Source organism: Streptomyces sp. H27-H1 (assembly GCF_026627445.1).
Lineage (GTDB): Bacteria > Actinomycetota > Actinomycetes > Streptomycetales > Streptomycetaceae > Streptomyces.
In genome coordinates this window covers 40,055-55,123 of sequence record NZ_JAPNLJ010000018.1, presented here as the reverse complement: position 1 = coordinate 55,123, position 15,069 = coordinate 40,055, and the positions used below count along the sequence as shown (strand labels likewise).

Annotated in this window: 13 protein-coding genes; 7 read left to right on the top strand and 6 right to left on the bottom strand. The window is 72.0% G+C overall.

Features of this window, described 5'->3' with window-relative positions; all coding sequences use genetic code 11:
- Window positions 1-942, bottom strand: coding sequence for an ABC transporter ATP-binding protein (locus OTB20_RS20945; RefSeq protein ID WP_267819612.1), 942 nt, complete (start codon window positions 940-942; stop codon window positions 1-3).
- Window positions 943-1,123: 181 nt separating this feature from the next.
- Between OTB20_RS20945 and OTB20_RS20940 the strand changes: the two genes are divergently transcribed.
- From OTB20_RS20940 to OTB20_RS20915, 6 genes are all read left to right on the top strand, one after another.
- On the top strand, window positions 1,124-2,107 hold the full coding sequence (locus tag OTB20_RS20940; protein ID WP_267819610.1) for a hypothetical protein: 984 nt from the start codon (window positions 1,124-1,126) through the stop codon (window positions 2,105-2,107).
- 41 nt (window positions 2,108-2,148) lie between these two features.
- Window positions 2,149-2,598 carry a helix-turn-helix transcriptional regulator gene (locus OTB20_RS20935; RefSeq protein ID WP_267756457.1) on the top strand — a complete coding sequence of 150 codons (450 nt, stop codon included), beginning with the start codon at window positions 2,149-2,151 and terminating at the stop codon, window positions 2,596-2,598.
- Between the two features lie 60 nt (window positions 2,599-2,658).
- Window positions 2,659-5,607 (top strand): adenylate/guanylate cyclase domain-containing protein, encoded by a 2,949-nt coding sequence (locus tag OTB20_RS20930; RefSeq protein ID WP_267819607.1) that lies wholly within the window; start codon window positions 2,659-2,661, stop codon window positions 5,605-5,607.
- Window positions 5,598-6,467 carry a S8 family serine peptidase gene (locus OTB20_RS20925; protein WP_267819605.1) on the top strand — a complete coding sequence of 290 codons (870 nt, stop codon included), beginning with the start codon at window positions 5,598-5,600 and terminating at the stop codon, window positions 6,465-6,467. The genes OTB20_RS20930 and OTB20_RS20925 overlap by 10 nt, the downstream gene beginning before the upstream one ends.
- On the top strand, window positions 6,464-7,102 hold the full coding sequence (locus OTB20_RS20920; RefSeq protein ID WP_267819604.1) for a GAF domain-containing protein: 639 nt from the start codon (window positions 6,464-6,466) through the stop codon (window positions 7,100-7,102). The genes OTB20_RS20925 and OTB20_RS20920 overlap by 4 nt, the downstream gene beginning before the upstream one ends.
- A gap of 82 nt (window positions 7,103-7,184) precedes the next feature.
- Window positions 7,185-8,489 carry a helix-turn-helix domain-containing protein gene (locus OTB20_RS20915; RefSeq protein WP_267819602.1) on the top strand — a complete coding sequence of 435 codons (1,305 nt, stop codon included), beginning with the start codon at window positions 7,185-7,187 and terminating at the stop codon, window positions 8,487-8,489.
- Between the two features lie 60 nt (window positions 8,490-8,549).
- Here the strand turns inward: OTB20_RS20915 and OTB20_RS20910 are convergent, their stop codons facing one another.
- The 5 genes from OTB20_RS20910 to OTB20_RS20890 form a co-directional block, all read right to left on the bottom strand.
- Window positions 8,550-10,415 (bottom strand): S9 family peptidase, encoded by a 1,866-nt coding sequence (locus OTB20_RS20910; protein ID WP_267819600.1) that lies wholly within the window; start codon window positions 10,413-10,415, stop codon window positions 8,550-8,552.
- Window positions 10,405-11,832: an NAD(P)/FAD-dependent oxidoreductase gene (locus tag OTB20_RS20905; RefSeq protein ID WP_267819599.1), complete on the bottom strand. Its 1,428-nt coding sequence runs from the start codon at window positions 11,830-11,832 to the stop codon at window positions 10,405-10,407. The genes OTB20_RS20910 and OTB20_RS20905 overlap by 11 nt, the downstream gene beginning before the upstream one ends.
- Complete coding sequence (locus tag OTB20_RS20900) at window positions 11,829-12,185, bottom strand: PqqD family protein (RefSeq protein ID WP_267819597.1); 357 nt, start codon at window positions 12,183-12,185, stop codon at window positions 11,829-11,831. The genes OTB20_RS20905 and OTB20_RS20900 overlap by 4 nt, the downstream gene beginning before the upstream one ends.
- Window positions 12,166-13,665, bottom strand: a complete 1,500-nt coding sequence (gene stsB / locus OTB20_RS20895) for a StsB family radical SAM/SPASM domain sactipeptide maturase (RefSeq protein WP_267819596.1) — start codon at window positions 13,663-13,665, stop codon at window positions 12,166-12,168. The genes OTB20_RS20900 and stsB overlap by 20 nt, the downstream gene beginning before the upstream one ends.
- A 71-nt stretch (window positions 13,666-13,736) precedes the next feature.
- Window positions 13,737-14,003 (bottom strand): StsA-related sactipeptide RiPP, encoded by a 267-nt coding sequence (locus tag OTB20_RS20890; RefSeq protein ID WP_267756435.1) that lies wholly within the window; start codon window positions 14,001-14,003, stop codon window positions 13,737-13,739.
- Between the two features lie 311 nt (window positions 14,004-14,314).
- Between OTB20_RS20890 and OTB20_RS20885 the strand changes: the two genes are divergently transcribed.
- Window positions 14,315-15,067, top strand: a complete 753-nt coding sequence (locus OTB20_RS20885; RefSeq protein WP_267819595.1) for an AfsR/SARP family transcriptional regulator — start codon at window positions 14,315-14,317, stop codon at window positions 15,065-15,067.
- Window positions 15,068-15,069 lie beyond the last annotated feature (2 nt).

Genomic DNA, 15,069 nt, shown 5'->3' with positions numbered 1-15,069 from the left:
TCAGTCCTCGTTCCCGGTCATGCGCAGGAAGACCTGCTCCAGCGAGTCGGTGACGGTGGAGATTCCGGAGATCGCGACTCCGGAGTCGTGGCAGTGCCGGGACAGTTGCGGCAGCACGTCCCGGACCTGCGCGTTCTCGATGCGTACCTCGGCGTCCTGGGCCGTCGCGGCCAGTCCGGCCGTGGCCGCCCATTCCTTGACGACCTTGGCCCCGACCGCGTCGTCGACGCTGACCAGCAGGTGGGCTCCGCCGAACTCCCGGACGAGTTCGCTCGGCTGGGCGAAGCGGACCACCTTGCCCTTGTTGATGACCAGGACGCGCTGGGCGTTGCGTTCCAGCTCCTGGATGATGTGGCTGGTCCAGATGACGGTCATGCCGTACTCCTCACGGAGCCACCGTACGAAGCGCTCGATCTGGTGCCGGCCGGCCACGTCCAGTCCGGCCGAGGGCTCGTCGAGGATGAGGAGTTCGGGGATGGTCAGCAGGGCGCGTACGAGCTGCAGACGCTGACGCTGTCCGCCGGACAGCTGGAACACGAGCCGCGACAGGGAGTCCCCCAGGCCGAGGTACTCGGCCACCTCCAGCGCCCAGGGCCGGGTGGTGCGCCAGGACAGGCCCTTGAACCGGGTGGCGATCAGCAGGTTGTCCAGGGCCGAGAGCATCTCGTCGTAGGGGGCGGACTGGTGCATCGCGCCGATGCCGCTCTTGGCGGCGACCGGGTCGCGGGCCGGATCCACGCCGAACACCCGGATCTGCCCGGTGGTGGGCGGGGTGACTCCGCAGATCATTTTCATCAGGGTGGTTTTTCCGGCACCGTTGGGTCCCAGCAGCCCGATCGTCTCGCCTTTGGCGATGTCGAATGAAATTCGGTCGACAGCCGGCGTTTCTTTACCTCGGTAGCGCTTGGTCAACTCCTCGGCGTTCACCACACCATTCGCCACGGTCCGCCCTCCACAATGTGATCGATGTTCCTATTGATGTTTCTCCGGCATTTCCGATCGAGTCGATGCGGCTGGACGTTACGCCCGCAGGACGGCGCGGGAGCGGCCGGTGCTCAAGCTGCCTTGGAACTGCCTCCGCTCTGCCGCCCCCCGCAGGCCGGCGTTGGCTAGCATTCGCAGCATGAGCCGTTCAGGACAGGCGGAAGACCACGACGGCAAATCCGTTGTGGTTCTTGTGAATTGCGCGGGCGGCCGTGAATTGGAGGTCGTCCGCGACGCTTTGACGGGGCCGCTGGAAACTCCGGCGATACTGATCCGGCAGGACGAACTCCCTTCACTGTCCATGTCTCTCGATGTGGACACCGGTCTGCTGGACATCGCCGGGCGCCGGGTCAGGCCGGCGGTGGTCTGGGTGCGGCACGGTTCGGCCTGTGCGCTGCTGGCGCAGGCGCGGCCGCCCGGTTCGATGAGTCCGCTGCGGGCGGAGTCCTGGTCCGGGTTCCTGCGCCAGGTGGCGTCCGCGGCGGACGCGGCTCTGCCGGGCGGCACGGTCGTGGGACCGGGCCAGTTGGTGGAGGCGCGCAGGCTGGGCGTGCGCACGCCCCGTACGGTCGTCACCACCGACGTCCGGGCGGGCGCGCGCGGCGTGGGGGCGTCCGAGCTCGTGGTCAAGACGCAGGACTTCCGGCTGTTCGAGCCGGACCGGCGGAACTGGCAGGCGTGCCTGCCCGCGGTCGTGGGCCGCGAGGCGGCGTTGCGGGGTCCGGGAGCGGTCGACGGGGCCGTGAGGAGCCGCCCGGTCGTCGTCCAGGAGTACGTGGCGCACGCCCGTGAGCTGCGCGTCTATCACCTCGACGGCGGGATCTGCGCCTTCGAGGTCCACAAGCCCGATCCGGCGAGCCCGATGACGGATCCCGAAGGCGTCACCGTGACGCGCGTCGACTGCCCGCAGCCCGCGGCGGAGGCGGTACGCACCCTGTGCGCCGCCTGGAACCTGCGCTACGGGGCGTTCGACCTGCTCGTGTCCGACACCGGGGAGCCGGTCTTCCTGGAGGCCAACCCGGACGGCGACTGGCTCTGGTTCGAACGCAAGGCGCGCTGGCACGGCGTCTCGTTCATGGCCGCCGTCATGGTCCGTGAGCTGTTCGTACGGAGTGGGCAGTGAGGAGTGCGTCGTGAGGAGTCCGTCGTGAGGAGCTCGCGCCGATGACGGCGATACGGGGTGGCGAGATCTCCGGCCGGGGCCTGGTGCTCATGGCCTTGGTGGCACGCGGTCATACGACCGACCGCGTGGCCCGTGCGCTGCGCCTGAGCAGGCACACGGTGGGCGAGGAGATCAGTGTCCTCCTCGACCGGTTCAACTGCAGGAACAGGGCGGAGCTGGTGGCCTACTGCTACGTGCACCGGCTTCTGCCGATCGATGTCTGGCCGCCGCCGTGCGGCCCCGTGAAAGGGGTGAGTGACGTGTTCGATCCTCTGACCGCTCTGCGCGAGGCCGGACTTCCGGTCGATCAGCTGAGCACCGCGCAGCGCGAGGTGCTCGCGGGCCTGACCGAGGAGGAGACCGCGGTCGTCGTGGCGGTCCAGCTCCGGCTGGTCGAGGCGGATTCCGGTACGGATGCCGAGGTGTGGGCGCACGACCTGAAGCTGCTCTGATCCCCGGCGCCGGCCCGCCCGCCGGCACCCGCCCTCGGAGGATGTGGAGGAGGAGCACGCATGAGCCGAAGACTGGTGGTCGTCCTCTTCCTCGACCTGGTCGGGTGGACACGGCTGGCCGAGCGCGTGGATCCGGAGCCGCTGCAAAGGCTGCTCGACGAGTACTACGAGATCTGCTCGGCCGCGGTGGAGGAACACGGCGGGGTCGTCGAGAAGTTCATCGGTGATGCCGTCATGGCGGTCTTCGGCGCCGACACCTCCCAGGAGGACGACGCGCCGCGGGCGCTGCGGACCGCCATGCGGATCCGCGCCGAGGTCCGCGACCTGCGCACGCCCGCCACCGACGCGGCGCCGGTCGAGGTCCATTGCGGTATCGCGGCCGGCGAGGCGCTGGTGACGCGTTCGGCCCGGGCCGGCATCCGGGTCGTCGGCGACGTGGTCAACCTCGCCGCGCGCCTGCAGTCGCTGGCGGTCGCCGGGGAGATCATCGTGAACGAGACCGTGGCCCACCTGGCCCGCCCGCACTACACCATGGCCCCGGTGCCGCCGGTGGCGCTGAAGGGCAAGGCCGAGCCGGTCCCCGTGCTGGTGGTGACCGGCGAGGCGGCAGCAGGCGGGGCCGTCGAGGATTCCCTCATGGTGGACCGCGGCGCCGAACGCCACCGGCTGCGCGGGATCTACCACCGGGTGGCCCGGGAGCGGCGTTCGGAACTGGTGACCGTGCTCGGGCCGCCTGGCATCGGCAAGACCCGCTTGGTCCGGGAGGCCGTGGACGACCTCGTCGCGGCCGGGGCGAGACCCGTCGCGGTGTTCGGCAGCTGCCAGTCCTACGGAACCGACGGGAACTACGCGGCGCTCGTGGAGATGCTGGACGCACTGACCCGACGGGCGCCGTCCTGCGCGGAGTTGCTGCGGACGGACGACCGCATCGCCGCGGTGCTCGCCGCCCTGCGCGAGGCCTCGCTGCCCCGGCGGGCCGGGGCGGCCCCGGGCCCGGGTGTGGAGGAGGTGTCCTGGGCCACCCGCGAGCTGCTCACCGCCGCGGCCTGCCAGCCCCTCGTCGTGGTGTGGGACAACCTCGCGTGGGGCGGGCAGTCGCTGCTGCGGCTCATCGGCGAGCTGATGGAGGGCCTGCGCGATCTCCCGCTCCTGATGGTCTGCGTGTCCCGGCCGGAGCTCGCGGGCCGGGACGGTCCCTGGTCGCGGGAGGAGGGGGTGATCGAGGTCGGGGCGCTGGTCCCGGCCGACAGCGCGCGGCTGGCGATCTCGCTGGCCGGGCCCGGGACCGGCGGCGAGGTGGAGCTGCACGGGCTCGACATGGCCGGGCAGGTCGACCGGGTCGCGCTCTACAGCGCGGGCAATCCGCTGTACATCCGGCTGATGATGGACTGGCTGCGGGGCGGCCGGACCGTCGAGGAGGTACCGCCGAGCATTACGGCCATGGTGGGGGCGATGATCGACCGGTTGCCCGCGCCCGCCCGGCGGCTGCTGGGCGCGGCTTCGGTGATCGGCCCTTCGTTCACCCTGGAGCAGCTCGCGCTGCTGGGTGAGCCCGCCCCGGCGGCGGCCGTCGCGGGGCTCGCCGCGCAGCGGCTGTTCCAGACCACGGCGGAGGAGGGCGGGTTCCGCTTCGTCCAGCAGCCGGTGCACGAAGTGGCGTACGGCCGGCTGGAGAAGGAGCAGCGCGTCTCCTGGCACCGCCGGCTGGCCGAGCACGGTTTCAGTCCCGGTTTCCACCTGGAAGCCGCCACCCGGCTCCTCGGGGGGCTGCGCCCGGACGACGAGGAGCTGCCGGAGCTGGCCCGGCAGGCGGGTGTGGCCCTGCTGGGCGAGGGCACCTTGGCCTTGCGGCAGCGTGATGTGCCGACCGCGATCGGACTGCTCGGACGGGCGCTCGCGTTGGCGCGGACCGGGCCGGACCGGTGCAGGTCGGTGGCGGCCGTCCGGCTCAGTGACGCCCTCATGCTCTCCGGGGACACCCGGGGCGCCCTGGAGGTGGTGGAGGAGGCCGCGTGGGCCTCCCCCGGATCCGGCCCCGCCCCGGCCCTGGTGCGGGTACAGCGGCACCTGCTGGCCGCCCGCCTCGGCAAGGTCACCGCGGCCGAGGTGGAGGGGCTGCGGGTCGCGGTCGGCGGCGAGGAGGCGGACGGGTCCGCCCGGTGCCGCTTCGAGCAGCTGCGGATGCTGATCCACCTGGACCACGGGCGGTTCGGGGCGGCCGAGGAGGCGGCGTGCGCCGCGCTCGGGCACGCCCGGGCCGTGGGTGACGCGTACGAGGAGGACCGGCTGCTGGTGGCCCTGTGCGAGATCCGCCAGTGGTCGCCGAGTCCAATGGCGCAGAAGCTCGCGGGGTGCGCGGAACTCCTGGAGCGGTTCGCCGTCGACCGGTTCCTGGCCCTGCCCGCGCTGGCCGCCCGGGCCCGCTGTCTGGCGCTGACCGGGGACCGGGCCGGTGCGCGCTCGGCGCTGGCCGAGGCCGAGACCGTCGTCGGACAGCTCCGGCTGACCATGGGCCGTGTCCTGGTCGACCAGGTGGCCGCGCTGGCCGCCTCGCTGGACGGTGAGCACGCGGAGGCCGAGCGGCGCTTCCGGGGCGCGGCTGACGCCCTCGAGCAGGCCGGCTACGTACCGGTCGCGCTGACCATGCGGGTGCAGGCGGCGCGCGAGTGCGCCCGCCGTGACCGGGCCCAGGAGGCTGCCCGCCGGATCGCGGAACTGCTGGCGCGGCGTGCGGAGATGGACGTACGGGGGCGGATCCTGTGCATGTCGGCCGTCGTGCTGAGCGCCGCCGCCGAGGGCCGCGCCGAGCCGATGCGCGCCGAGGTGCTGCGGCTGCTCCGGGACATCGACGACCCGTGTCTGCGCGGCGAGGTCTGCTTCGACCTGGCCCGGGCCCACCGGTGGCTGGGCGAGGGGGCCGATGCCCGGGCCATGGCCGGGCTGGCCGCCGACAGCTACCGCGCCGTCGGCGCCGTGAAACCGCTGGGGACGGTACGGGAATGGATATGAACGGCGCGCCCTGGCGGCGCGAGCGGCGGCCGCACGCGTCCGGGATGCCGGCGTGGAGCATGCCGGCCGGCGGCGGCGCCGACGAGCCCCTGCCGACGGCCCTGTTCGAGGGGATCGGCCCGCGCTGGGCCTGGGAGGGTGCGAGCGGCGAGGGTGTACGGGTCTGCGTGCTCGACAGCGGCGTCCAGGCCGGGCATCCGCTGGTCGGCACGGTCGAGCGGGCCTGGCAGGTGGTGAGCGCCGAGGGCCGGGCTCCGCGCGTGGAGGAGTGCGAGCCCCTCGACAGCGCCGGGCACGGTACGGCGTGCGCGGGCATCATCCGCTCCATCGCGCCCCGGGTTTCGCTCAGTTCGCTCAAGGTCCTCGGTGACGGGCGGGCCGGCAGCGCCTCCGCGCTCATCGCGGGACTCGCCTTCGCGATCGAGGAGGGGTTCGACGTCGTCAGCATGAGCCTGTCGACGAGCAGGGTCGAATTCCGGGACCGGCTAGGCGAGTTGTGCGACCGCGCCTACTTCCGCCGGACGGCGGTGGTGGCGGCGGCGCACAACTTGCCGATCGAGAGCTTCCCCTGGAACTTCGCGTCGGTGATCTCGGTCGCCAGCCATGCCGAACCGGACGGCATGCGCTTCTACTACAACGCCGCGCCACCGGTCGAGTTCCGCGCCCGCGGGGTGCGCGTGCCGGTGGCGAGCCTCGGCGGCGGCACGGTCCGCAACACCGGCAACAGCTTCGCGGCGCCGCACATGGCCGGGATCGCGGCCCTCGTCCTGAGCAAGCATCCGTGGCTGACGCCGTTCCAGCTCAAGAGCGTCCTGTATCACTGCGCCGCGAACGTATCGGTCCAAGGAGGCGGAGAATGAAACCCTGGCCACACGATCTGATGGCCACCGAACGTCAGCTGCTGCAGTCTGTCGTCACGGTGGCCCGGTACATCTACGGGGCCGCCGCGTCATCGGTCTTCATGGTGAGCCCCGACACCGGCGAGCTGATCTTCGCGGCGGTCGCCGGCGAAGGCGAACAGGGCCTGGTCGGCAAGCGCTTCGAGCCCGGCACCGGCATCGCCGGCTGGGTGGCGGCCAGCGGGCAGCCCCTGATCACGGACGACGTGGGCGCGACCGACCGGTTCGCCCGCGACGCAGCGGCCTCCACCGGGTACGTTCCCGCGAGCATCATGGCCGCCCCGCTCATCGCGGACGGGGAGTGCATCGGCGTGATCGAGGTGCTGGACCGCCATGCCCACGACGCGAACGCCCCCGGCCGGGAGCTCGACGACATCGAACTGCTGGGGCTGCTCGCCACGCAGGCCGCCCTGAGCCTCGCGCTGCTGCGGCGCAGCGAGCAGGCCGCGAGCGCGGCCCCGCCCATGGGAGAGCTGCTGGCGCGGTTGTCGCAGCACGCGGTCATGGACGCGTCCGACCCGTTGGCCGTCTCGCTGCTGAGCATCTCGCTGGATCTGCTGGACCGGGGTGCGCACCCCAGTTCGAAGGTGGTCTGACGGCCGACGGAGACGGAGCGCAGACGTGCCGGCGACGAACCGGAGACGCGGACGGAACGGGCCCCTCCTACCCTCCTGGCCTATGGTCCACAGAGCCGAGGCCGAGGCCCCGTCGTTTCCCGAACTGCTCCGCTTCAAGCGCGTCCAGGCCGGACTCACCCAGCGGACGCTGGCCGACCTGTCGACGATCAGCCCGCGGACGATCCGCGCCCTGGAGTCGGGCCGGGTGAACGCGCGGATGCAGACCGTCCGGCTGCTCGCCGAGGCCCTGGAGCTGGAGGGCCTGGCGCGGGAGCTGTTCGTCACCGCGGGCCTGGGCAGCGGCCGGCCGGCACCGGCCGGAGCCGATCCCTGCCTCTCGGTGCCCCGGTCGGTCAACGCGCTCCTCGGGCGCGACGTCGAGGTCCGGGCGATGGTGGGCGCCCTGGAGTCGGGCCACCGCCGGCTGATCTCCCTCTCGGGGCTGCCCGGCGTGGGGAAGTCCCGGGTGGCTGCGGAGACCGCGGCGCGGCTGAGCTCCCGGCGCGGGTGGCCGGTCTTGTGGATCGGTACGGGAACGGTGGCCCTCGACGGTCACGGCACGGCCTTCGGACCGCTGCTGCGGTCCTTGCGGATGCTGGTCGAATCGGGTGCGGAGGACGTCTCCGCGGTCTGCCGCCTCATCGGCCGGCACGAGGTGCTGCTCGTGCTGGACGGGGTGGCCGACGCGCGCGATCCGGTCGGCGTGGAAGAACTGCTGGCGTACTGTCCGGGCGTCCGGGTGGTCAGTACCTCACGGGCGCCGTGGACCGTGGCGGGCGTCCAGGGGACCGTGCTGGCGCCGCTGGCCGCGCCGGGGCCCGACTGGGAGGCGGCGAGGTCCTTGGAGATCCTCGCCGGCGTGCCGTCGGTGCGGCTGCTCGTGGACCGGCTCTCGGAGATCCGGCCGGGATTCGTACTCGGCCGGGAGGACGCGGGGGCGGTGGTGCGGCTGTGCCGGACCCTGGACGGCCTGCCGGCCGCGCTGGAGGCGGCGGCCGCACGGTGCGGGGTACTGAGCCTGCGCCGGCTGGCGGACATGCCCGCGGCGCAGTTGCTCGAGCTTCCGGCGACGACCGGGGCCGCGGGTGTTCCCGGGACGATCGGCTGCCCGATCCGGTCCGGGGTCGAGCGCCTGGACCCCGCCCCCCGCGCACTCCTTCGGGAACTGTCCGGCTTCGAGAGGGCGTTGACGGTCTACGAGGCCGCCGAAGCCCTGTACCGGCCGATGAACGAGGTCGTGGACGGACTGGGCTCGCTGACGGGCCGCGGATTCGTCCGGGCCGCCCACGAGGAGACGGACACCCGCCTGCACCTGCCGAATCTGGTGCGGGCGGCCCTGACCGGCCGCGACCCCGCGGTGGCGTGACCCCGGCCCGGCGTCACGGCACGGCGGGGCACGGCGGGGCACGGCCGGGCCACTGCCGGGTCAGGCCAGGTGCGCCGCGAGGAACCGCTCGACCGCGGCGTAGTAGGTCTGCCGGTTGGCGGGCCGGGCCAGACCGTGGCCCTCGTCGGGGAACAGGAGGTACTCGTACGCAAGCCCCTTGGCCTCCAGCGCCGCGACGATCTGCTCGGCCTCCGCCTGGGGTACCCGGACGTCGTTCGCACCCTGGACGACCAGGACGGGGATGCGGATGTCGCCGACCCGCGACAGCGGAGAGCGTTCCCACAGCATGGGCCGCTCCGTTTCCGGGTCCCCCACGTTCGCGTGCATGAAGGACCGCAGGGCGGTGCGGTAGGGCGCCCCGGCCGCCAGTAGCGTCAGCAGGTTCGACGGACCGCAGAGGTCTATCGCGCAGGTGAACACCTCCGGGGTGAACGCCGCGCCGACCAGCGCGGCGTAGCCCCCGTACGAGCAGCCCATGATCGCGATCCGTGCGGGATCGATCCCGCCGCCCGCGACGAGGTGGGCGACCGCGTCGAGCAGATCGCTCTGCATGTCGGCGCCCCACTGTTTGGCGCCCAGGTTGCGGAAGTGCTTGCCGTAGCCCGTCGAACCGCGGAAGTTGACCTGGACGCACGCGTAGCCGCGATTGGCCAGCAGCTGCGCCTCCTCGTCGAACGCGAACGTGTGGCGGGCCCAGGGTCCGCCGTGCACGTTCACCACCGCCGGCAGCCCCTTGCGCTCGGCGCCGGGCGGCCAGGTGACGTACCCGTGCACGGTGACCCCGTCGCGCGCGGTGAACTCGAAGGGCTCCATCGAGGCCAGCCGGTACGCCTCGAGCTCCCGCTGGTGGCTGAAGAGGTAGCGCAGCGCGCCGGCCGGCCGGTCGTAGACGTAGTAGAGGACGGGACCGGCTCCGGTCACCACCGAGACCGTCCACAGCCGTTCACCGCGGTCGGTGCGGTCCACGTAGACCTCGCCGTCGACCGACAGGAGCGCGAGCTCCCCGTGGATCCGGCCGAGGTCCTTGCCGAACTCCTCGTCGAGGAACACCCATTCGTCGCGGTCCTTCGCGAACAGCGCCGCCTGCGGCCGGCGGCTCACCGGGTCGAACTCGACCTGCTTGACGTCGTACACCGGGTCCTCGGCGAGCAGCGTCCGCCGCCCGGTCGCCAGGTCGACCGCGAACAAGCGGGTGGCGTTGGCGCCGATGGAGGACAGGAGGTGGCAGGTGGCGCCGTCGCGCGAGAAGCCGATGACCCGCGTCCCCATGGCGTCCTCGTAGGGCACGTCGAGCCAGGGCGGGGCAGCGTCCGGTCCGCCGGGTCCGTCCGGTCCGTCCGGCGGGTCGAGGAACACGGACAGGCCGCCGTCGGGCTTCATCACCGTGCCGCCGCGCACCCGCAGGTCGGTGTCGACGATCCAGCTCAGGTACCCGGGGTTCTCCGCGACCTTGGCGAGCCGGTCCGTCACCAGGTCCAGGGCGTAGACGTCGTGCAGACCCGGCCGGTCCTTGTTCAGCCCGATCAGCACCGTCGTCGGGTGCCACCGGTTGTGCGCCAGGATCCGTGCCTGCACGCCGTCGAAGGGGGTGGCGCAGCGCTCCTCGCCGGTGAGGAGATCGACGAGGTGGACCCGCCAGCTCTCGTCGCCGTTCTCGTCGCGCAGGTAGAAGAGGGTCCGGTCGTCGTGGCACAGGCCGTACGTGCGGATGCCGCGGCCCCGGTCGTGCGTGACGGCCCTGGCCTCGTCCGGCCGGTCCACCGGCGCCGTCCAGACGTTCAGCACGCCCTCGTCCGGGGCCAGGTAGACGAGCCGGGTTCCGTCCGGCGAGATCTCGGGCACGAGGTACGTCGGGTTGCCGAACAAGACGGAGTGCGGGATCAGCGGTACGGCTTCAGTGGTCACGGTTCCCTTCCCGGGTGGGTTGCTGGACGCTGCGCCCGGAGAACCACCAGTCGCGCAGCCCGGGGAACTGCGCGACCGCCTCGTCGGTGTCGAGCGGCGGGGCGGCGGCCCGGACGGAGGCCGGGGGGCGGACCGGGGACGGGACAGGGGACGAGGACGAGACCAGTGTCTGGGCGCGGAACAGCTGGGTCATCAGCGCCGGGCTGCTGAGCACCGCCCGGGACACCCGTGCCCTCATCTGCCGCGCGGCGGCGGACCCGGAGACCTCAGCCGGCCCGGGGCCGCCCGCGGCGGCCCGTACCCGGTCCTGCTCGGTCGCCATCCGCCAGGACTCGTCGGCCACTTCCGCCACGGCCGCCTGGAGCGCGGGCAGGGCGGAGGGCCGGGCTCCGCGCCCGGCCAGCTCCCGGTCCAGTCGTAGGGCGCTGAGCAGTGCGACGGACATCCCGTGGGAGTAGACGGGGTTCACCGCCGCCAGTGCGTCGCCGACGACCAGGAAGCCTTCGGGCAGGGGCAGCCGCTCGAAGAACCTCCGGCGGTTCGCGGTGGCCCGGTACGGCCGTATCCCGCCGAGGGGTTCGGCCGCGGCCAGCAGCTCCGCCGCGATCGGCGAGCGCAGCGAACGCGCGCAGTCGGTGAATCCCGGCTCGTCCGCCGGCGGTCTGGCGGCGCGCGTGCCGGTCAGGGTGAAGATCCACCGGCCGTCCTCGATGGGGAACAGCGTGGCTCCGTACCCCGGCCGGCCGTTCTCCGGCCGCGGATGCACCATGATCGCCGGGAGCTCGGCGGCCAGGCCCGGGGGCGCCCGGTAGATCCGGGTGGAGTACGCCAGCCCCGGGTCTACCACTTCCTCCTCGACGTGGGGTCCGCCGATCACGGTCAGCCATCGTCCGGCCCGTGACCGCCGGCCCGTCGCGTCCACCACGAGGTCGGCGTGCAGGGTCCCGCCGGAGCCGTCCTCGCCCGCGACCAGCGCACCGGTCACGCGCGACGCGTCTCCTACGAGCCCCAGGACCCGGGTGCGCTCCCGCACCGAGACCGCCCCGTCGGCCAGGGCCCGCCGCCGGATGACGTGGTCCATCAGCCAGCGGCTGCACGAGACCATGAAGGCTCCGGTCTCGTGGCGGCGGAACCAGCCGTCCGCGCTCAGGATCAGTGCGCCGTCCGGGAGGCCCCGGCGGTGCGCGCCCTGGGCGAGGAGCGCTTCCAGCGTTCCCGGGAGCAGCGTTTCCAGGGCCTCGGCGCCGGCGGTCACGAGCACGTGGCTGTGGAAGGCCTGCGGCAGGCCCGGCCGGACACCCGGGCCGGCCGGGTAGTGGCCGGCCTCGACCACGGTGACCTCGTCGACGTAGCGGGAGAGCACCGTGGCCACCAGCACGCCCGCGAACCCTCCGCCGAGGACGACGGCCTTGGTCATGACCGGGCGGCCGGCTCGCTCCGCGTCTCGGCGCCCGGCCCGGCCTGCGCTGCGGCTTGCGCTGGGGCCTGCGCTGGGGCTTCCGTCTCCAAGAGCAGATCGGCTTCGACCATGGAGCTGATGAACGCGTCGACTTCCGCGCGGATGCGGGCCGTCATCACGGGGTTGTGCCCCGCGAACAGGAGGGACAGGTTCTTGATGACCGTCTCCCGGTCCCCGTCGCTCTCCACGAGCGCCCAGATCTGGGCGGCCGTCGAGTTCAGGGTGCGGAAGTCGCCGGACTCGCTGTGGTAGAGCGAGACGCCGTCCGGTGTCTCCTGCCAGATCACCGCGTCACTGATGTGCAGGGACATCGCCCAGCCTCCTGTTCACCGGCATGATCGGAATCAGTTCGCCCACCTTGATCGCGGGCACGGGCGCCGGCGGGCGGACGTAGGTCTTCCACTGTTCGTGGGCCTCGTGCACCTCTCCGCTGGCGACCAGCCGCGGAATCGTCATCTCAGTTCCGCTGAGGGCCAGTTCGGCGCGGGTCACCCCGGTCTCCTGCCAGAGCTGTGTGGTGACGCCGTGCCGCAGGATCCGGCACAGGTGGCGGCTGTTGCGCCGCAGGTCCCCGGACTCCGACATGTGCGCGGCCCGACAGCCGCCGCCGCAGTTCGCCTTGATGTAGCACTTCTCGCAGTCGGAGTGGAACTCCCCGCCGTACACGGTGCTCTTGCGCATCGAGGTCAGGACCGGGCTGGCGAAGATCTCCGACAGCCGCTGTTTCCTGATGTTGCCGGCGTACTCCCCCTTGCCCGTGATGAGCTTGCATGGGTAGACGTCGCCGAGGGAGTTGACGTAGATCTCGTTCCCGCCCATGCCGCAGTTGCCCTTGACCGAGCAGGCGGTGACCGGCCTCGGACCGTCCGGCTTGAGTTTGCCCGCGACCGGCGAGGTCCAGACGAGCTCTTGCACCCGCAGGTGGTCCTGCCAGCCGAAGTCGTACTCGTCGCCGACGCCCCGGCCCAGGTCGTTGTGGTTCATCAGGCGGACGCTGTGGATTTCGATCCCGTCGAGGAACGAGGCGAAGTCCTCCAGCTCGTGGACGTTGTCCGAGGTGACGATGTGGTTGATGGCCGGCGCCACACCGGCCTCGTTGAGGAGCTGGATCGCCCGGTGGGTCTTGGCGAACGCGCCCTTGCCGCGGGTGCGGTCGTGGGTCTCGGCCGTACCTCCGTCGAGGCTCACCGTGACGGCGTCGAAGAGCTCGGCGAACCGCTTGGCCTTCGCCTCGGTCCGGATCATCGTCGCGTTGGTGATGACGTTGGCCTTCAGGCCGCTGTTCTTGGCGTGCTCGACGATCTGGAAGAGGTCCTTGCGGAGCATCGGCTCGCCGCCGGTGAAGATGATGGTCCCGGCGCCGAAGTCGGCGATCTGCGAGACCAGGTCCAGGGACTCGGCGGTGTCGAGCTCGCCCGGCAGGCACTTTTCGGACGAGGCGTAGCAGTAGGGGCAGCGCAGGTTGCAGCCGTCGGTGACGGCGTAGTACGCGACGCCCAGGGGCGGTTCGCTCAGCCTGACCTTCGGCTTGTTGCCGTTGAAGTACACGATCCAGTTCAGGATGAGCTTGGCGAGGACGCGTTCCGTCTCGTCGTTCTGCTCCAGTACCGGCTGTTCCCCGCGAGCCCGGGCGGCCGCCAGGGCTTCGAGGACCCGGAACTCGCGTCCGGCGAGGACGCACCGGGCGGCCACCTCCGGGTTGACCACGAGGTGGTCCTCACCGTGCACAAAGTACGTCAGGTCGCCCGGCACCTCGAACAACGACAGGTTTCGGACCAGATTCCCGCGCATCCCGCCTCCTCTCTGGGCTGACACAGGCGCGGGCCCGACGCGAGTGGCCGCCGGACCCCGCCCGTGAACGGTCAGTTCTCGGCCTGGCCCGATCCCGACCAGAGGCCGCAGGCACACAGCATCGCGGCGTCGAAGCCCTCCTTCGTGGCCTCGGGTGAGGTCCAGTCCTGGGAGTGCGCCACCACGTCGGGCAGGATCGCCGCGAGGCGGGTCTTCGTCGAGATGAGGACCTTGGTCTCCTCGGGGGTCAGGCTGGCGTAGAACTCTTCGAGAGCGGGCGCCATCGTGCCGCCGATAACGCCGGCCGTACGCAGGGACTCCAGGGCGTTGAAGGTCATGCTTCCACCTTTCGCTGTCGCGTTCGATCGGGGACGCAACCGAGACTGCGCGCGGTGGACCCGTGAAACAACCCCACGAATGTGGGTTGTGCCGGAGCGACGAAGGGGACATACGCAGCGCGGGCGGGGTGTATTGCGAGGGCGACCGTAACGGCGAGAACGCGCCGCGCACGGGTGTTGACGATCTCCGGACCTTGCCTCACGCTCATACCACAGCCGTTGTGAAGCTCATGTGAAGCGAACGTGGAAATCGGGATCAATGGAGCGCCCACCCGGCGGCCGGCGGCCCGTCGGACGACCCGAGAGGTGCGATGAATCCCACAGGCTTAGGCATCGTGCACATATCGCTGTTGCCAGGCTTCGTCTGCCGCACCGACCATCGGGTCACCGATCTCAGCGACATCCAGCAACGGATCGTCGCGGCCCTGGTGCTCAACGACCGCCCGTTCCGGCGCGGCGATCTGGCCGCCCGGCTGTGGCCCGATGCCCCGGCCGACCGGGCGGGGGCCCGGTTGCGCCAGACGTTGTGGCGGCTGAACCAGGCCACGGCCGGGGGCCTGTTGCGGGCTTCGCACACCACCGTCACGCTTGCCGATGACGTCGAGGTGGACTACCGGGCGGCGGCCGGGCTGATGGCGGCGGTGTCCGGTGCGGGTGGGATAGTGGTGGCCGAGGACCGGCTGCCGCAGGCGTGGAGCGTATTGCGCCATCCGCTGCTGAACGACTGGGACGACGACTGGCTCGTGCCGTTCCAGGAGAAGTGGAAGCTCCAGCGCGTCCAGACGCTGGAGCGCCTCGCCGAGAGGTTCCTCCAGCGACGGCAGCACTCCGCGGTGCTCGAGCTGGCCGACGCCGCGACCCAGGCCGACCCGCTGAGGGAGGGGCCCCGGCGATTGGCCGTGCAGTCCTGCCTGTTCGTCGGCGAGGTCGCCGACGCACACCGCCGATACCGCCGCTATCAGGAGCTGCTCTCCGCGGAACTGGGCGTGGCCCCGAGCGGCGCCATACCGCAGCTTTTGAGACAGGACCGCGAGCGCCAGCTCGCCTTGGCAGCCGAGTTCTGACC